12 protein-coding genes are annotated in these 18,910 nt (G+C 71.4%); 8 read left to right on the forward strand and 4 right to left on the reverse strand.

The features are described 5' to 3' along the window. Nucleotides 1-28: 28 nt before the first annotated feature. Both HUT12_RS20875 and HUT12_RS20880 read right to left on the reverse strand, forming a co-directional pair. Nucleotides 29-1,372, reverse strand: a complete 1,344-nt coding sequence (locus tag HUT12_RS20875; protein ID WP_176094443.1) for an ABC transporter substrate-binding protein — start codon at nt 1,370-1,372, stop codon at nt 29-31. A gap of 19 nt (nt 1,373-1,391) precedes the next feature. Beyond that, entirely contained in the window at nt 1,392-2,522 is a 1,131-nt protein-coding gene (locus tag HUT12_RS20880; RefSeq protein ID WP_176094444.1) for a LacI family DNA-binding transcriptional regulator, read from the reverse strand. A gap of 239 nt (nt 2,523-2,761) precedes the next feature. On the opposite strand from HUT12_RS20880, the gene HUT12_RS20885 reads away from it, so the two are divergent. From HUT12_RS20885 to HUT12_RS20920, 8 genes are all read left to right on the forward strand, one after another. Then, nucleotides 2,762-4,090, forward strand: coding sequence for a Gfo/Idh/MocA family protein (locus tag HUT12_RS20885; protein ID WP_176094445.1), 1,329 nt, complete (start codon nt 2,762-2,764; stop codon nt 4,088-4,090). 24 nt (nt 4,091-4,114) lie between these two features. Then, nucleotides 4,115-5,545 (forward strand): glucuronate isomerase, encoded by a 1,431-nt coding sequence (gene uxaC / locus HUT12_RS20890; protein ID WP_176094446.1) that lies wholly within the window; start codon nt 4,115-4,117, stop codon nt 5,543-5,545. Further along, nucleotides 5,542-6,843, forward strand: a complete 1,302-nt coding sequence (locus tag HUT12_RS20895) for an enolase C-terminal domain-like protein (protein ID WP_176094447.1) — start codon at nt 5,542-5,544, stop codon at nt 6,841-6,843. The genes uxaC and HUT12_RS20895 overlap by 4 nt, the downstream gene beginning before the upstream one ends. Next, nucleotides 6,834-8,324, forward strand: a complete 1,491-nt coding sequence (locus HUT12_RS20900) for a mannitol dehydrogenase family protein (RefSeq protein ID WP_176094448.1) — start codon at nt 6,834-6,836, stop codon at nt 8,322-8,324. The genes HUT12_RS20895 and HUT12_RS20900 overlap by 10 nt, the downstream gene beginning before the upstream one ends. Before the next feature lie 86 nt (nt 8,325-8,410). Further along, complete coding sequence (locus HUT12_RS20905; protein ID WP_254876906.1) at nt 8,411-9,574, forward strand: Gfo/Idh/MocA family protein; 1,164 nt, start codon at nt 8,411-8,413, stop codon at nt 9,572-9,574. A 211-nt stretch (nt 9,575-9,785) separates the two neighbouring features. Beyond that, on the forward strand, nt 9,786-11,147 hold the full coding sequence (locus HUT12_RS20910) for a pectate lyase (RefSeq protein ID WP_254877066.1): 1,362 nt from the start codon (nt 9,786-9,788) through the stop codon (nt 11,145-11,147). Nucleotides 11,148-11,218: 71 nt separating this feature from the next. After that, nucleotides 11,219-12,778, forward strand: a complete 1,560-nt coding sequence (locus tag HUT12_RS20915; protein ID WP_176094451.1) for a polysaccharide lyase family 1 protein — start codon at nt 11,219-11,221, stop codon at nt 12,776-12,778. A 374-nt stretch (nt 12,779-13,152) separates the two neighbouring features. Continuing rightward, a complete protein-coding gene (locus HUT12_RS20920; RefSeq protein ID WP_176094452.1) occupies nt 13,153-15,975 on the forward strand; it encodes an AAA domain-containing protein in 2,823 nt (940 codons plus the stop codon). 84 nt (nt 15,976-16,059) lie between these two features. Here the strand turns inward: HUT12_RS20920 and HUT12_RS20925 are convergent, their stop codons facing one another. Together HUT12_RS20925 and HUT12_RS20930 are read right to left on the reverse strand one after the other, a co-directional pair. Further along, nucleotides 16,060-16,383: a hypothetical protein gene (locus HUT12_RS20925; RefSeq protein WP_176094453.1), complete on the reverse strand. Its 324-nt coding sequence runs from the start codon at nt 16,381-16,383 to the stop codon at nt 16,060-16,062. Further along, nucleotides 16,380-18,551: an EAL domain-containing protein gene (locus HUT12_RS20930; protein ID WP_176094454.1), complete on the reverse strand. Its 2,172-nt coding sequence runs from the start codon at nt 18,549-18,551 to the stop codon at nt 16,380-16,382. The genes HUT12_RS20925 and HUT12_RS20930 overlap by 4 nt, the downstream gene beginning before the upstream one ends. Between the last annotated feature and the right edge of the window lie 359 nt (nt 18,552-18,910).

Genomic DNA, 18,910 nt, shown 5'->3' on the forward strand with positions numbered 1-18,910 from the left:
CTGCTCCTCTCCGGGTTTCGCGGCGGCGTCAGGAGGCGATCGCTGCCTTGCTGGCCTCGACGAACTGCGCCGCGGCCTCGGCGGGGGTGGCCCGCCCGTACTGGGCGTTCTCGGCGGCCTTGATCAGTTCGGCGCGGACCTTGCTGTGGCCCTTGATCGGCACCTGCGGCGCCTCGCCGAACGTCTCGGCCAGCGTGTTCTCGACCTCGATGGACTGCTTCATCGCCGGGTCGGTGGTGTCGTCGCTGACCACGCGGCGCAGGTCCATGTTGGAGGGCAGACCCCGGTCGGTGCCGAGCAGCTTGACCGCCTCCGGGTCGTTGGCCAGGAAGTTGATCACGTCCACCGCGACGTCCGCGTTCTTGCTGCCCCGGAAGACCGACCAGTACATCGAGGCGCGGGCCCACTGGGCGCTCGGGTCACCCGGGTACGCGACGACGCCCAGCTCGTCGGCGGTGTTCTTCTTCAGCTCCGGCATCTGGTTGACCCAGACCCAGGAGGTGCCCGACTTGCCGGTCACCACGAGCTGCTTGGTGATGTCGGTGGCGTTGCCCTCGTGGATGATGTCCGGGGTCGGGGTGGCGCCCCGGTCCCGCGCGCCCTTCCACAGCTCGAACCACCTGGTCACGTCCTCGGTGGTGAAGCCCAGGTCGGTGCCGGCGTAGAGATCCTTGCCCTGCTGACGCAGCCAGACCCAGAACGCCTTGTAGTCGGCGCTCGGGTCCTGGGTCCCGGGGACACCGGCCTTCTTGCTGACCTGCTCGGCCCAGGCGATGTGCTCCTCCCAGCTCATCCCGGTGGTCGGCTCGGGCAGCCCGTTCTTGGTCAGCAGCGTCTTGTTGTAGACCAGTCCCTGGGTGTTCTCCCCGGCGGCCAGGCCGGCGAGCTTGCCGTCGACCTCGCCGTACTGGAGCAGGCTGGGCGGGAACTTGCTGGTGTCCAGGTCGCCGGAGTCCGCGTACTTCTTCAGGTCCAGGGTGGCGTTGCGGGCGGCGTACTCGGCGAGGAAGTTGTCGTCGATCTGGAAGATGTCCGGCGGGTTGCCACCGGCGGTGAGCGTGGCCAGCTTGTCGAAGTAGCCCTGGTTGGCCTGCCAGACCTTCTCGAACGTGACGTCCGGGTTCTTCGTGGTGTAGAGGTCGAGGGCCTGCTCGGTGAGCTGGGCCCGGGCGTCACCGCCCCACCAGAAGATGGAGAGCTTGACCTTGCCGTCGGAGCCGGCGTCGTCACCGCCGCAGGCGGCGGCCGCGCCGACCAGCGGCAGGGCCACGACCGCGGCGAGCATGCCGCGCAGCAACCGTCGGCGGAGCAGAGGGGTACGGTAGGTGCGCCCGTCGGACGCGTTCGCGGTGGGGTGCGTTGCGGGGTGCATGTGCGCTCACTCCTTGGCGTTAGGAGGCGACGACGTCACCGGCGGCCACGATCGGGCTGCCCGGGTCCGCACGGCGATGCGGGCCCGGGCCTACGGCAGTGGCGCCAGGACGTTCCCGGCCGGCGTGTGGTCCCGGCCCGGTGGAGTCGCGGATGACCAACTCGGTCTGGAGCATTACCTGTGCGGTGGTACGACGGACGCCGACTGTCGCCCCGGCACCGCTGCCCCGGCTGGTACGCGGGAGATCGGTGTCCTGTTGCAGCAACATGTCGACTGCCGTCCGGCCGGCGGCCGCGGTCGGCGTGGCCACCGTCGTCAGTTTGGGGCGGGTGAGCCGGCTCAGGCTGATGTCGTCGACCCCGACGACACTGATCTCCTGCGGCACCCCGACCCCGAGTGCGTCGAGCCCCTCCAGGAGCCCGATCGCGATCAGGTCGTTGTAGGCGAGCACGGCGGTGACGCCGGCCCTGCGGACCGGCTCCGCCTGGGCGAGGCCGCCGTGTTCGGTGGGCGGGTTGGGGCCGAGCACGGTCAGGTCCGCACCGGCGGTCCGGGCCGCCGCGCTGGCGGCGCGCCGGATCTCCCGGCTGGTCCATGAGCCGCGCGGTCCACCGAGCAGGGCGATCTGCCGGTGGCCGAGGCCCACGAGGTGCTCGATGGCGGTCCGTGCGCCCTGCCCGACGTCCATCAGGACGCAGGGCAGACCCGCCAGTTGGCGGTTGACCACCACCAGCGGCACCTCGCGGCTGAGCTGCTCGATCAGGCTGTTGCTCATCCGGGGGCTGCACAGCAGCACCCCGTCGACCTGCTTGGCCAGGGCGTGCACCAGTTCCTCCTCCGCGGCCGCGTCCTCGTTCGTGTCGGCGACGAAGACGTGGTAGTCGCGGTGGCGGGCCTGGCTCTCCGCCGCCTTGATCAGCGGCGGGAAGAACGGGTTGGCGATGTCGGCGATGATCAGGCCGATGTTGTGCGTCCGGCCGGTGATGAGGGCCCGGGCGGCGCGGTTGGGCCGGTAGCCCAGGTCCTCGGCGCAGGCCAGCACCCGCACCCGGGTCTCCGGGTTGACCAGATGTGGTGCGGAGAAGGTGCGGGAGACGGTGGAGATGTGCACGCCGGAGGCCCGTGCGACGTCCCGGATGGTGACTGGCACTCAGGCCCCCTTCATCGATGTGTGTCGGCGGTCACGGGTGTCGCCAATTAATGCAAACGGTTGCTCCACTGTCAACGGCACTTGATTACAGCTCTGTTTCGGCCGGGCTCTCGCCATGCACTCCAAACCCCATGAATAGGGTCAAAAGACGCCGATTCTCGGCCGCTCGTTGACTCTGACCAATCGATCGTGGTTACTTCACTGCAAAGGTTTGCATAAAGATCGAGGAGGATCGGTCTGTGTCACCGCAACCCGGCAAGCGCGCCCGGTACGCCGTCGTCGGCACCGGCGCCCGCGCCGAGATGTTCGTCCGGGCCCTGGTCCGCGACCACGCGGACACCGCCGAACTGGTCGCGTTCGCCGACGTCAACCAGGCCCGGATGGACGCCCACAACCGGTGGCTCGGCGAGCTGGGCCACGCTCGGCTGCCGACGTACCACGCCGACGACTTCACCACCATGCTGGCCGAGGAACGTGTCGACGTGGTGCTGGTGACCTCGGTCGACGTCACCCACGACACGTACGTGGTGGCCGCGCTGGACGCCGGCTGTGACGTGGTCACCGAGAAACCGATGACCACCGACGCGGCCCGCTGCCACCGCATCCTCGACGCGGTACGCCGCACCGGGCGACGGGTGACGGTGGCGTTCAACTACCGCTACAACCCCTTGCACGAACAGATGCGACGGCTGCTCGCCGAGGGCGCGGTCGGCGAGATCGGCTCGGTGCACTTCGAGTGGCTGCTCGACGTGCGCCACGGCGCCGACTACTTCCGACGCTGGCACCGCGACAAGGCCAGCTCCGGCGGGCTGATGGTGCACAAGGCCAGCCACCACTTCGACCTGGTCAACTGGTGGCTCGACGCCACCCCGGTGCAGGTGTACGCCGCCGGCCGACTGTTCTTCTACGGCGACGACGGCCGCCGGCACGGCTACGCCCGCGACTACGACCGGGCGCACGCCGCCCCCGCCGCCGCCGACGACCCGTTCGCGCTGCGCCTGGCCGAGCACCCCCGGCTGCGCGAGCTGTACCTCGACGCCGAGGCCGCCGACGGCTACCACCGCGACCGCAACGTCTTCGCCCCCGGCGTGACCATCGAGGACGACATGGCGGTGCTCGCCACCTACTCCAGCGGCGCGACGATGACCTACCACCTCACCGCGTACGCACCGTGGGAGGGCTACCGGGTGATGGTCAACGGCAGCCGGGGCCGGCTGGAACTGGAGGTCACCGAGAGCGAGTTCGTCAGCCCGGCCGCCGCCGGTGCGCTCAAGGGTGCCGCCCTGCACGGCACCGAGGCCGCCGCCGAGGGCGGTCAGGCCACGCTGACCCTGCGCCCCTTCTGGTCCCCGCCCCGACGCATCGAGGTCGACGGGTACACCCGGCACGGCCACGGCGGTGCGGACGCCCGGATGACCCAGGTGATCTTCGGCGGCGTACCCGATCCGCTGGATCGCGCGGCCAGCGCCCGCGACGGCGCGCTGGCCCTGCTCACCGGTCTGGCCGCCAACCGGTCCTTCGACACCGGCGCCCCCGTGCGGGTCGCCGACCTGCTCACCCTCGACTGACCTCGACCCCAGGAGCCGAACCCCGTGCCCACCTCGACCCGTCCCGACCTGCTGTTACCCGCCGAGCCCGGCCAACGTGCCCTGGCCCGCGAGCTGTACGCGCTGGTGGCGCGGCTGCCCATCATCTCGCCGCACGGGCACGTCGACCCGGGGCTGCTCGCCGACGACCAGCCGTTCCCCGACCCGTCCCGGCTGCTCATCGTGCCCGACCACTACCTGACCCGGATGCTGTTCAGCCAGGGGGTGCTCCCGGCCGAGCTGGGCGTGCCCACCCGCGACGGCAGCCCGGTGGAGACCGACGGGCGGCGGATCTGGCGGCGCTTCGCCGAGCACTGGCACCTGTTCCGGGGCACCCCGTCCCGGCTCTGGCTGGAGCAGACCCTCACCGAGGTCTTCGGTCTGGACACCCGGCTGTCGCCGCAGACCGCCGACGACGTGTACGACGCCCTCGCCGCCCGCCTCGCCGAGCCGGACTTCCGGCCCCGGGCACTGTTCGAGCGGTTCAACATCGAGGTGCTGGCCACCACCGAGTCGCCCCTGGACGACCTTGGTCGGCACGCCAAGCTCGCCGCCGACGGGTGGGGAGGTCCGGGCGGTCGGGTGGTCACCACCTTCCGGCCGGACAACGTGGTGGACCTGGAGTTCGAGGACTGGTCGGCAAACGTCGACCGGCTCGGCGAGATCACCGGCGAGGACACCGGCACGTACCAGGGCTATCTGGCCGCGCTGCGCGCCCGCCGGGAGGTGTTCATCGCCGCCGGTGCCACCTCGTCGGACCACGGGCACCTCACCGCCCGCACCCTGGACCTCGGCGCGGACGCGGCGGCGCTGTTCGACCGGGCCCGCCGGGGCCGGGCCGAACCGGGCGACACCGAGGCGTTCCAGGCGCACATGCTGCTGGAGTTCGCCCGGATGTCGCTGGACGACGGGCTGGTCATGCAGTTGCACCCGGGGGCGGTGCGCAACCACAACCGGTGGCTGCACGCCCGGCACGGGCGCGACGTGGGCGGTGACGTCCCGCAGGTCACCGAGTTCGTGCACGCGCTGGCTCCGCTGCTGGACGCGTACGGCAACGACCCCCGGCTGCGGGTGGTGCTCTACACGCTCGACGAGGACACCTTCACCCGGGAACTGGCACCGCTGGCCGGCGGGTACGCCGCCCTGGTGCTCGGCGCGCCCTGGTGGTTCCTGGACTCCCCCGAGGTGCTGCGCCGGTTCCGCGAGACGGTCACCGAGACGGCCGGCTTCTACAACACCGCCGGGTTCGTCGACGACACCCGCGCGTTCTGTTCCATTCCGGTACGCCACGACGTGGCCCGCCGCATCGACGCCGGTTTCCTGGCCCGGCTGGTCGCCGAGCACCGGCTGCCCATGGACGAGGCCGCCGAGACCATCGTCGACCTGGCGTACCGGCTGCCGAAGCAGGTCTTCAAGTTCGGAGAGAAGCAAGCATGACGACCATCACCGACGTGACCGTGCACGACGTGCGGTTCCCGACCGCCGCCAGCGGCGACGGCTCCGACGCGATCAACCGGGGTGACTACTCGGCCACCTACGTGGAGCTGCACACCGACGACGGTCCGACCGGCGCCGGGTTCACCTTCACCAACGGTCGCGGCAACGAGATCACCTGCGCCGCCGTGCGGGCCCTCGCCCACCACGTGCGGGGACGCACGGTGGAGGAGATCACCGCCGAGCCGGTGGCGTTCTGGCGCTCGCTCGTCGCCGACGTGCAGTTGCGCTGGCTCGGCCCGGAGAAGGGGGTCATCCACATGGCCACCGGCGCGCTGGTCAACGCCGTGTGGGACCTACGCGCCAAGCTCGCCGGCAAGCCGATGTGGCGCTACCTGGCCGAGCTGTCCACCGAGGAACTGGTGGCCAACGTCGACTTCCGGCACATCACCGACGCGCTCACCCCGGACGACGCCGCCGCCATCCTGGACAAGGGACGCGACGGGCTCGCCGACCGGCTGGCCCTGCTGGAGCGGGACGGCTTCCCCTCGTACACCACGTCGGTGGGCTGGCTGGGTTACCCCGACGACAAGGTCCGGGCGCTGACCCGGGACGCGTACGCGCAGGGGTGGCGGGCGATGAAGATGAAGGTCGGCGGCCCGCCCTCCGACGACCTGCGGCGGGCCCGGATCATCCGGGCCGAGATCGGCCCGGACGCGCTGCTGATGATGGACGCCAACCAGGTGTGGGACGTCGACGAGGCGATCACCAACATGACGGCGCTGGCCGAGGTCGACCCGTACTGGATCGAGGAGCCGACGCACGCCGACGACGTCCTGGGGCACGCCCGCATCGCCCGCGCGATGACCGAGCTGACCGGCGGCCGATGCCGGGTCGCCACCGGCGAGGTGGCCGCCAACAAGGTCATCTTCAAGCAGTTGTTGCAGGCCGAGGCGATCGGCGTGATGCAGATCGACGCCTGCCGGGTGGCCGGGGTCAACGAGGTGCTCGCCGAGATCCTGCTCGCCGCGAAGTTCGGCGTACCGATCTGCCCGCACGCGGGCGGCGTCGGGCTCTGCGAGTACGTCCAGCACCTGGCGATCTTCGACTACCTGCGGGTGGGCACCAGCCTGGACGGCCGGATGGTGGAGTACGTCGACCACCTGCACGAACACTTCGTCGACCCGGTACGCACCCGCGACGGGCGGTACCTGCTGCCGACCGAGCCGGGCTACAGCGCCACCATGCGTCCCGAGTCGATCGCCACCTTCCGCTTCCCGGACGGCCCGACGTGGCGGTGACCGTGGGCGCGTCCCGACTCGATCTGGGCGCCCTGCGCCGACTACCGGTGCAGTCCCGTCCCCTGATCCGTCCGGGCACCGTGCCGGCCGGCGTGGTGCACCTCGGGCTCGGCGCGTTCCACCGCGCCCACCAGGCCGTCTACACCGAGCAGGCGCTCGCGTCGGCCGGGGGTGACTGGGGCATCGTCGGTGTCGCGCCGCGCAACGCGGATCTGGTGCGGACACTGACCGCGCAGGACAACCTGTTCAGCGTGAGCACGCTCTCCGCAGACGACCAGCAGACCCGGGTGATCGGGGCACTGGCCGACGTCCGGCTGGCCGCCGCCGACCCGGGCGCGATCGTGGCGTTGCTGGCCGACCCGGCGATCCGGGTGGTCACGCTGACGGTGACCGAGAAGGCGTACCAGTTGGACCCGGCGGCCGGGACGCTGCGCCCCGATCCGGAGCTGGTCGCCGACCTGACCAGCGACCGGCCACCGGCCACCGTGCCCGGGCTGCTGGTGCGCGGTCTGCTGGCCCGGGCCGCCGCCGACGCCGGCCCGATCGCGCTGGTCAGCTGCGACAACCTGCCCGCCAACGGCCGCCGGCTGCGCGGCCTGGTCACCCAGGCCCTGGTGTACGCGGGCGCCGGACAGGCCGCGCTGGACTGGGTCCAGGACCAGGTCGGCTTCCCCGGCACCATGGTCGACCGGATCGTGCCGGCCAGCACCGCGCAGACCCTCGCCGAGGCCCGCCGGGCGCTCGGTGTCGAGGACCTGGCGGCGGTGGCGGCCGAGCCGTACACCCAGTGGGTGATCGAGGACGACTTCCCCGGCGGGCGGCCCGCCTGGGACCGCGCCGGTGCGGTGCTCTGCGCCGACGCCGGCCCGTGGGAGCGGCTGAAGCTGCGCGGGCTCAACGGGGTGCACTCGGCCGCCGCGTACCTCGGTGCGCTCGCCGGATGCGAGACGATCGCCGACGCCCTCGTCCTGCCGCACCTGGCGGCGGTGCTGCGGCGGCTGATCGCCGAGGACGTGGCGGCCAGCTTCACCCCGCCCGACGGCGTCGACGTGGTCGAGTACGGCGAGCAGGTGCTGGCCCGCTTCGGCAACCCGGCCATCCGGCACCGCACCCTCCAGGTGGCGATGGACGGCTCGCAGAAGCTGCCGCAGCGGATCCTGCACACCATCGCCGACCTGCGCGCGTCCGGCCGCTCCGCCCGATGGGCGGCGTTGGTCGTGGCCGCCTGGATCCGGTTCGCCCAGGGCACCGCCGACGACGGTCGGGCGTTGCCGCTGGACGACCCGCTGGCGGAGCGGATCCGCACCGCCCTGGCCGCCGCACCGCAGACCCCGGCCGGGGCCGTCGACGCGGTCCTCGCTCTCGACGAGGTCGTTCCGCCCGAGGTGGCCGCCGACGCCCAGGTCCGCGCCGACGTCACCGCCTGGCTGACCGACCTGCACCGCCACGGCGTCCCCGCGACCCTGGCCGGTGCCGGATGAGTGAAAGGAAGGGCACCTTCCTAACGCCTCAGGTAGAGCAGGGGTCCCCTGCTAACACCCCGACGGCCGCAACGCCCGCGACAGCCGTGCCACGGGTCGCGCTGGTCGGGGCGAACGGGCACGGGCGCTGGCACCGTCGGGTGCTCGGTCCACTGCACGACGCCGGCCGGCTGCGACTGGTCGCGCTGGTGGACACGCGACCGCTGGACGACGAGCCCGCCGCACCGGTACCCCCCGACGCCCGGGTCTTCACCGACCACCGCGCCATGCTCTCGGCCGTCGGGCCGGACGTGGTGGTGATCTGCACCCCGCCCCACACCCACCTGCCGATCGCCCGGGACGCGCTGGCCGCCGGTGCCGACCTGCTGCTGGAGAAGCCGCCGGTGCTCTGCACCGCCGAGCACGAGGAACTGGCCGGGGCACTGGTCAGCACCGGCCGGGTGGCGCAGGTCGGTTTCCAGGCGCTCGGGTCGGCCGCGCTCACCGCGCTGACCGACGCGGTGAGTGCCGGCCGACTGGGTACGGTCACCGGCATCGCCACGGTCGCCGCCTGGCAGCGTCCGGACGCGTACTACGCCCGCTCGCCATGGGCCGGTCGCCGGAGCCTGGACGGGCGACCGGTGCTCGACGGCGCGCTGGCCAACCCGCTGGCGCACGCGGTGATGCAGTGCCTGGCGGTGGCCGAGGCGGTCACCGGTGAGCCGGCGGAGATCGTGGCCGTCGAGGTGGAGCGCTACCGGGTCCGGCCGATCGAGGTCGACGACACCGCCGTGCTGCGGGTACGCCTGCGGCACGGCCCGCCGATCGTGGCCGCGGTGACGCTGGCCGGGGAGGATTTCGTGCCCGGCGAGGTGATCGTCACCGGTGACGCCGGACGGGCCGTGCTGGAGTACCCGACGGACCGGCTGCTGCTGCCCGGCCAGGATCGGGCGCGCGAGGTGCCCGGCCGGCGGGGGCTGTTGGAGAACCTGCTCGACCACCGGGCCGATCCCCGGGTGCCGTTGATCGCGCCGCTGGCCCGGACCGCCCCGTTCACCGCGGTGCTGACCGCGTTGCAGGCGGCACCCGAGCCGACGCTGCTCGGCGACGATCTCGTCGAGGCGGTCGGCGACGGGCCGCAGCGGGCGCTACGGATACCGGGCGTCAACGACGTGCTGCGCCGGGCCGCCGAGAGCGGCGTACTGCCGACCGAGCTGGGCGTGCCGTGGTCGGTCGCTCCGTGGCGGACCGATCCGGCCGGACGAAAATAGGAGGACACCGCAACGCCACTGCAACATCGCCGGTCCGATCAGGACTGAGGACTCCGCGATGACCAGCGGTTTCCCGACCGGGACAGGTCGGGGCGATGCCGGCCGAAAGCATTTTCTGCAACAAAACTGCACATCATTAATATTGACCACAATAAAAACACAACCGTAACCTTCGTCACATAGAGAAACAACGACGAGGGAACGGGACGAGCTGATGCACAGAATTGCCGCCGGTGCGGCATTGATCATTCTCACCCTGAGCGCCGCACCCGCCCCGGCGGCGGCGCACCCCGGCCCGACGGACGGCCCGGACACCCTGTCCGTGCTGGCCCGCCAGATCGGCCGACAGGCGCTGCCGACGAACGACGGCTGGGCGGCGGCCGGACCGGGCACCACCGGCGGCTCCGCCGCCACCGCCGACCAGGTCCACGTGGTCGACAGTCGCCAGGACCTGGTCGCCGCGCTCGGCGGGAACAACGCCACCAACGCGACCAACACCACCCCGAAGATCATCTTCGTCAAGGGCGAGATCGACGGGTTCGAGGACGCCGACGGGCGACTGCTCGACTGCACCGACCTGGCCGACCCCGGGTACTCACTGGACGCCTACCTGGCCGCGTACGACCCGGCGACGTGGGGCCGGGTCGCACCGAGCGGACCGGTGGAGGAGGCCCGGGTCCGGTCGGTGACGAACCAGACCCGGCAGACCCAGATCAACGTCGGCCCGAACACCACCATCGTCGGGCTGCGCGGGGCACGGCTGACCGGCCTCACCCTGATGATCGACCGGGCGCCCAACGTCATCGTCCGCAACATCACCTTCGACGACGCCCGGGACTGCTTCCCCGCCTGGTCCCCCACCGACGGCGAGACGGGCAACTGGAACTCCCAGTACGACCTGGTCTCGGTCCGCCGCAGCGAGAACGTCTGGATCGACCACAACACGTTCACCGACGGAGACAACCCCGACAGCGGCCAACCGATCCACTTCGGGCGCCCGTACCAGGTGCACGACGGCGCGCTGGACATCACGCACACGGCGAGCCTGGTCACCGCCTCCTGGAACCGGTTCGACGGGCGGGACAAGCTGATGCTGATCGGCTCCTCCAACACCGTCGGCCCGGACGTCGGCCGACTCAACGTCACCCTGCACCACAACCTGTTCGACGAGGCACTCCAGCGGCTGCCCCGGGTCCGCTTCGGGCAGGTCGACCTCTACAACAACCAGTACCGCCTGACCGGCGACGGTTTCGAGTACGCCATCGGCGTCGGCGTGCAGTCCGCCGTGTACGCCGAGAACAACCACTTCACGCTCGGCGCCGGCATCACCGCCGCCGACCTGCTCTACGACTGGAGCGGCACCGCGATCACCACCCGGGGCAACTGGGTGCAGGCCGCCGGCAAGCTACCCCGCCCGGTGGACCTGGTGGCCGCGTACAACGTCGCACACGACCCCGACCTGTCGCCCGACGCCGGCTGGACGCCGACGCTGCGGCACGGACCGGTCCTCCCGGCACCACTGGTGCCCCTCGTCGTCGGCCCGCTCGCCGGAGCCGACCGCCTGCCGCTCTGACCGTCCCTCAGGCGACCCGGCGACCACACCCGGTTGTAGCAGTACCACCACCGATAGGAAGGTAGGCAAGGATGAGACGAACAGTCGCACTGCGACTCCTCGCGGGGCTGTCCGCGACAGCCGTGGGCGCCGCGGTCTGCGTGACCCTGGTGACCCCCCAGGCGTCCGCCGCCGTCGGCAGCGCCACCGGCTTCGCGACCCGCAACGGCGGCACCACCGGCGGCGCGGGCGGCCAGACGGTACGCGCCACCACCGGCACCCAGATCCACGCGGCCCTCTGCAACCGGGCCAGCAGCAGCACCCCGATCACCATCCAGGTGGAGGGGACCATCAACCACGGCAACACCACCAAGGTGTCCGGGTCGAGCTGCAACACCGCCGCCGACGTGATCGAGCTCAAGCAGATCAGCAACGTCACCATCCTCGGGGTGGGCAACGGCGCCGTCTTCGACCAGCTCGGCATCCACATCCGCGAGGCCCGCAACATCATCATCCAGAACGTGACGGTGCGGAACGTCAAGAAGTCCGGCTCGCCCACCTCCAACGGCGGCGACGCGATCGGCATGGAGAGCGGCGTCCGCAACGTCTGGGTCGACCACGTCACCCTGGAGGCGTCGGGCGGCGAGTCGGAGGGCTTCGACGGCCTCTTCGACATGAAGAACGACACGCAGTACGTGACGCTGTCGTACAGCATCCTGCGCAACTCGGGTCGTGGCGGCCTGATCGGCTCCAGCGAGAGCGACCGCTCGAACGGCTTCGTCACGTTCCACAACAACCTGTACGAGAACCTCGACTCGCGGGTGCCCCTGCTGCGCGGCGGGGTGGCCCACATCTACAACAACCACTACCTGCGGATCAACGAGTCCGGCATCAACTCGCGGGCCGGCGGGCAGGCCAAGGTGGAGAACAACTACTTCCAGAACGCCAAGGACGTGCTCGGCACGTTCTACACGAGCGAGGCCGGCTACTGGCAGGTCAGCGGCAACACCTTCGACAACGTGACCTGGTCCAGCCGGAGCGGCGACAACAACCCGGCCGGTCCCAACCCGACGTCCAACACCAGCGTCAGCATCCCCTACTCGTACCGGATGGACGCGGCGAGCTGCGTGCCGACCATCGTGCGGGACACGGCCGGCGCCAACAAGGGCATCCGGACCTCGAACGGCAACTGCACGCCGACGAACCCGACGACCAGCCCCACCCCCGGGCCGACCAGCCCGACGCCCGGACCGACCAACACCCCCACGCCGGGACCGACCAACCCGGGCGGCACCAACCTGAGCATCGGCGCCGGCTCCGACGGTTCCAGCAAGGCCAGCGGCACCAGCTACGGCGACGTCCGGGACGGCAACATGAGCACCGCCTGGTCGCCGTCGGGCGCCACGGGCTCCATCTCGATCAAGTGGGATTCCGCCAAGACGATCTCCCGGATCAACATCCGTGAGGCGTCCGGCTCCGTGGGCAACATCCGTGGCTGGCGGGTCATCAACCACGGCAACGGGGCCGTACTCGCCTCCGGCACCACCGCCGGTGTGATCAGCTTCGCCTCGACCTCGCTCAGCAAGGTCACCTTCGAGATCACCAGCTCCAGCGGTACGCCGAGGGTCGCCGAGTTCGAGACGTACGCCTGACAACCGACCGCCACGTGGGCGGGAGCCGTCGACGGCTCCCGCCCACCGCCGTCCCCACCCGGTGCCGCCACACGGCTGCCGCGCTGCCGCGCTGGTGTGCTGGTGTGCTGCCGGTAATCGCCGCCACCACTCCCCTCGCCGGCCCCTTTGCTCTGCTTCAACCGACGCAACGGTTTCCGGGTGGAACCAGTGCGTGGGGTGAAGCAGAGCAAAGGGGGCCGGGTGGAACATCCAGGCCGACCCGCCGCGCCCGGCGGACCAGGCCAGGTCGACCGCCCACGCCCAGCGGACCAGGCCAGGTCGACCAGCCACGCCCAGCGGATCGGGGCACGCGGGCGGCCGGGCGGGACGGCGTACGGCAGAATCGGCGGGCGATGCGCGCGGCGACGATCCTCACCGCTCTCGCCGACCTGGCTCCGGCCGGCGCGGAGCGGGTGTTCGACGTGTCCGGGACCGGGCGTCCGCTGATCTGGTTGCCGGAGCCGCACCGGGGTCCGCGTACCGCCCGACTGGACCGGCTGGCGGCGCTGGACGCACTGCACCGCGACGAGCGGATCCTCCGGCTGGGCCTGGCGTTCCTGGTCGGCGGCGTCGACGTGGCGGGAGCCCGACGTCGGGTGCGGCTGCCGCTGCTGGCCCAACCGGTACGCCTGGAACGCGGGCGGCGCGCCTACCGGGTGGTTCCCGCCGGTGACCTCGAGTTGACCTCGCTGATCGAGGATCGGGACCTCGCCGCCCGGTTGGAGGCCGCGCCGGGGCTCGCCGGCCCCGGCTGGCTGACCGCGCCCGGCACGGCCGCCTGGGTGACCACGGCGGCCCAGGCCGCCGGCCTGACGGTCGACCGGGTCGTGCCGAGGCCACCGCGCCGCGTCGACGAGACGACCCTGACCGGTGTGGCCTCGGCGGCGTTGTTCGTCACCCGGGACGTGTTCGCCGGTCGGCTGCGGGACACCCTGCTGAACTGGGCGGGCCGCCCCGGACTGACCGGGACCGCCCTGGCCCGGATCTACCTCGGCCCGGCCGGTACGCCGGACGGCACCGGCACCGGCACCGACAGCAGCACCGGCGGCAACAGCGCCGACGAGGGCATCGGCGGCGGGGCGGACCGGGACGACGTACTGTCGCCGCTGGCGCTGAACGAGGCGCAGCGGGACGTGGTCCGGCGGACCCGGACCGAGGCGGTGGTGGTGGTCTCCGGCGCGCCCGGCAACGGCAAGAGTCACGCCCTGGTCGCCGCCGCCCTGGACACCGTGGGCCGGGGCGGGTCGGTGCTGGTGGCGACGCAGTCCGCGCACGCCGCGGAGGTGCTGGGCGAACTGCTGCGTCGGCATCCCGGCCCGCCTCCGGTCCTCTTCGGCGACGCCGAGCGACGGGAGACCGTCGCCGCCGACCTCGCCGGTGGGATCGCGGCCGGAGTGGACGACGCCCAGTTGCGCGACGACGCCGCCGCCGTGGCCGCCGCCCGGGACCGGGTGGCCGCCGTCCGGTCCGGCATCAGCGCGGCGCTGGAGCAGGAACGACTCGCCGCCACCCTGCCCGGCTGGCAGCCCCTGCTGCCGGCGTTGGGCCACGACGCCCCGGCGGTCTTCGCACCCGACGCCGACCTCGCCGCGATCCGGCAGGCCCTGGTCGACACGCGTCGGGCGGGTACCGGCTGGTGGCCCCGGCTGCGCCGGGCCCGAGCCGCCCGACGGCTCCGGCGCCTGACCGGTGCCGGTCCCCAGCTACCCGCCGAACGGCTCCGGGCCGCGGTGGAGGCCGCCGAGGCGGTACGCGCGGCGGCGCGACTGCCGGCGGAGGGCGGCACCGACCTGTCGGCCGCCTGGTCGGCGCTGGCCGAGGCGGACGCCGCACTCGCCGAGACGGTCGGCACCGCGCTGCGGCACCAGGTCACCAGTGCGCGACGGTGGACCGGCGAGGGCCGACGTGCCGCCGGGGCCCTGGGCACCTCCCTGCGGGCCGGTCGCAACCGTCGCCGCGAGATGCTCGCCGGGCTGGACGCCGAGGCACTGGTGCGGGCGTTGCCGCTCTGGGTGGGCACGGTGGCCGACGTGGAGGACCTGCTGCCGCCGGTCTCCGGAATGTTCGACCTGGTCGTGCTGGACGAGGCGGCGCACGTCGACCAGTTGCGGGCCGCCCCGGTGCTGGCCCGGGCCCGGCACGCCCTGGTCGCCGGTGACCCGCGCCAACTACGGTTCGTCTCCTTCGTCTCCGACGAGGACGTGACCGCCACCCTGCACCGGCACGGGCTGGACCGCTTCGCCGACCGGCTCGACGTACGCCGGTCCAGCGCCTTCGACCTGGCGGCCGGTGCCGCACCGGTCACCTGGCTCGGCGAGCACTACCGGTCCACGCCGCACCTGATCGGATTCTCCGCACGGCGGTTCTACGGCGACCGGCTCAAGCTGGTCACCCGGCACCCCCGCACCGAACGTGTCGACGCCATCGACGTGCTGACCACCACCGACGCCGCCGTGGTGGACGGCGTCAACCAGGCCGAGGTGGACGCCGTACTCGACCTGGTCGGGAAGCTCGCCACCCAGCCGCCCGGCGGCGGCATCGCGGTGATCAGCCCGTTCCGCGCGCAGGCCGACGCGGTGGAGGCGGCGTTGCTCTCGGCGTACGACGTCGACGAGATCGAACGGCTCGGCCTACGCTCCGGCACGGTGCACGCGTTCCAGGGCAGCGAGGCGGACGTGGTGATCGTCTCGCTGGGCCTGGTCGACGACGACCCGCCGGGCCGACACCGCTTCCTGGCCGACCCGAACCTGTTCAACGTCATGGTCACCCGGGCCCGGAAGCAGCTCACGGTGGTCACCTCGCTGCGCTCCCCCGACGGCATCGTCGCCGACTACCTCCGGTACGCCGCACAGCCGCCGGTGTCCAGCGCTCCCGACGCACCCGCGTCCGAGCCGTGGGCCCGCGCCCTCGCCGACGAACTCGACCGGATCGGCGTGCCGGTACGCCCCGGCTACCCGGTCGGCCGCTGGCGGATCGACCTCTGCGTCGGCGCCGACGCGGACGCGGTCGCGGTGATCTGCGGCGTGCACCCGGACGGGGTGGACGCCCACGTGGAGCGGCACCGCAGCCTGGCCCGCGCGGGGTGGTGCCTGTACGACGTGTTTGCCAGCCGCTGGTCCGACGACCCGATCCGCGCCGCCCTCGACCTCACCGCCCGGATGGTGAAGGCGCGGTAGCACCTGTCGTGGCGTCACAGCCGGGGTCAGGAATGGCAACTCGCTCGTGCCGGTGGATGAAGTCCCGGATCCGCAGGAGACAGGTCACCGTCCTTCCTCGAAGATCGGTTGCAGGTGCTTCAGCAGCATCGCGGTATCGACATTGCGCGGCAGGTCTATCCGCATGTCGATACCGCGGCCCTTGACCGTCAACACGACGGTCTGCCGATCGTCGCGCAGCCGCCAGTTGCGAATCGCGACGACCAACGCGCCCAGTTGTGGCTGCACAGCGGCGAGGGTGGCGAGGTTGGCCATCACCGCGACCCCTTCGACGGCGAGCGTGAGGGCGTCCAGCCCACGAATTCCCTCGTACGGCAGATCTATCTCGTTCAGCACGTCCGCCGGCAACTCAAGCTTGACGACGCTCATCGTTCTCCTTTGACCTGGGCTGCGATCTCTTCCTGAATCTGCCGGTCGAGCGGTTGCAGGCTCGTCGACGCCACCGCCCCGCAGAAGTAGCCCTGGACGTGGTGGATGCCGACATCCCAGATCTGCTTCAAGGTGATCGGTGCCTTCTCGTCGTACCCCTCGACCACGACAGCTCGTGGATGGGGAGCGTCGCCCTGGTCTCGGGCGTAGCGGGCGACCTTCGCCACCAGCTCCAACTCCTCGACGGCCAGTGGATGGTGCAGGATCTCCCGGTCGACCTTGATCTGGGTGAGCCGCAGCTCGGCCATCCGCGCCAGCGACGCGTGGCCCACACCGAAGTCGTCGACGGCGAAGTTGATGTGCAGGTCCCGGGCCAGCGTGGTGAGGCGATGATGGAAGTACTTCAGCGGCTTCTGCGGCCAGTTCTCGCCCGGCCCCGGTGAGATCGGGTCCTGTTCGGAGATCTCCAGGGTGAGGGTCTGTGGGTTGACGTCCGCCTCGACGAGTGCCCGGCTCACCTGATGCAGGTACGAGTCGCGCAACAGCGAGCGAACCGCCACGTTCACCGACAGCGGTTTGATGCCCTGCCAGTTGGCGGCGACGGCGGCCTTGGCGTACGAGCGGATGGCCTTCGAGACGAGCAGTGCGTCGCGCTCGATGATGAACCGGTCGCCCCACTGGTGCGCCATCTGCAGGACCGGCATCGGTGCTCCGGTGTCGCCCTCCTTGCGGCGGGCCAGTGCCTCGAAGCTGTGCACCCCCACCCCGGTGGGATGTCGGCTCAGTTCCACCACCGGCTGGAAGACCATGGTCAGCGAGTCGACCAGCTTCTGGTAGCTGGTGAAGGCGTACTCGTACACCGGTGTCGGCATCCGGCCGAACGCCGCCCGCAGCGCCGTCATGACGATCATCTCGGACTCGACCGGCTTGTTGATCGGGTCGGAGTCCCAGACTGCTCGCAGGATCACCGCGAGCGGCTCGCCCATCTCCAGTTGCGCGGGGGCCGGGTCGACCACGGCGTAGGCGACCAGTCTGTCGTCCACCGCCTTGACGGGTACGCAGAGTATGCGCCGACGGGCACCGACGGAGACCTCATGACCCGGCATCGAGGTGCGGTACTGCACGGCCTCGTCGGCGGCGAGTTCCAGCATCGGCCGGAGCAACTCGTAGTCGAAGCGTGAGGTCTTGTCCACCACGCTGATGCCGTCACCGGCGAACTGCACCACCGCCACCGAGTCGGCGTCCACCGCGTACCGGATGAGTTCGACCTGCTGGGCGTGGTGGTTCGGCCGGTTCGCGCCGCGGAACATCCGGCCGAGCAACTGCATGATTGAGTTCGCGTGGTCCTCCAACGGGTTCTTGCAGGGCCGGATGACGCCGGGATTGGCCGGTGTGTTGAACGTCTGTCGATCGTGCCGCGACACGGGCGGCTGGGTCAGCGGTATCGCCGGCCCGTAGGTCTTCACCCACTGGGCCGGCGGCGGGTCGATGCCCTGCTCAGCCACGAACGCTGCCATCCGGGCGAACGACACCCGGCGAGCCTCGTCCGCCGCCTCGCCACGCAGTGCCCGCAGGACGTGGTGGGTCAACACACCGTGCCCGTAGTCGGTGCTCTCCCGGGCCACCCCGCCCTTCGGGCATGCCAGCAACGCACTGTGCCGGTCGACCTGGGTGCGGTAGGTCTCTATCGCCGCCGCATGCCGCCGGTCGGCGTCCGCATAGATGCCCGCCTGGCAGCAGTCCAGCACCAGGAACGAGGTGCCCGCGAACGCCTCGAACACATCCCGTTTGAGGAACGACATCCGCAGGCCGTTGTCCGGCTCCCGAGGCAGCGCGTCCGGATCCAGATCAGCAGTGACCAGGTACGCGTCGAGCTGCTCGTTCCACTCCGGCACCAGCGCATGCCCGGCGAAGTAGACCAGCAGCACATCCGAGGGGCCCGACTCGAACGCGATCCCGCGCAGATACGCCTTGATGTCACGCCACGTGGCGTCCGCACCGAGGAACATCTTGACGTCACCGTCGTGGAAGGTGCCGTAGTCCTGGTCGAGCAGCACGGCCCGGAGATCCTGTGCGTCACTCTCGGCATACCGCAGCGCGGGCAGTTGCACGTCGTAGCCGCACTGGTTGACTCCGATCAGGACGGCCTGTCGCTTGCTCGGCGCCATCGCACACCCCCGGAGGCGATCGGTCACACGGTCACGGCACGAGTTCGCCTGCTTGCCGTGAGCAACCCTATCGGTTTCTCCACATCGGACCGCGCAAGGTCAGATTCCCGTCAACCAACCCCTGAGTACGGGATCAGGCGGTCAACGACGTACTCGCTGCTTCGCCTTCCGGCCCCGAATGGCATCGGGGACGTCACGATGTCAGCGCCTCGCCGGTGGGGTGACCGCAACCGGTCGTGTCGGCGAGAAGATCGGCATGGACCGCGGCCGGCGACGAACCCGACTCTGCATCTAACTCGTCGTGCCAGCGGCGTACGCAGGCAACGATCTCGCGCAGCCACGCGACCGGCAACGGCAGC

The sequence above is a fragment of the Verrucosispora sp. NA02020 genome (genome assembly GCF_013364215.1).
In the GTDB taxonomy this organism is placed as follows: Bacteria; Actinomycetota; Actinomycetes; order Mycobacteriales; family Micromonosporaceae; genus Micromonospora.

Coding starts and splice junctions, on each gene's coding strand:
- HUT12_RS20875 (WP_176094443.1), bottom strand. CDS start 1,372: ATGCACCCCGCAACGCACCCCACCGCGAACGCGTCCGACGGGCGCACC.
- HUT12_RS20895 (WP_176094447.1), top strand. CDS start 5,542: ATGACGACCATCACCGACGTGACCGTGCACGACGTGCGGTTCCCGACC.
- HUT12_RS20915 (WP_176094451.1), top strand. CDS start 11,219: ATGAGACGAACAGTCGCACTGCGACTCCTCGCGGGGCTGTCCGCGACA.
- HUT12_RS20920 (WP_176094452.1), top strand. CDS start 13,153: ATGCGCGCGGCGACGATCCTCACCGCTCTCGCCGACCTGGCTCCGGCC.
- HUT12_RS20925 (WP_176094453.1), bottom strand. CDS start 16,383: ATGAGCGTCGTCAAGCTTGAGTTGCCGGCGGACGTGCTGAACGAGATA.
- HUT12_RS20930 (WP_176094454.1), bottom strand. CDS start 18,551: ATGGCGCCGAGCAAGCGACAGGCCGTCCTGATCGGAGTCAACCAGTGC.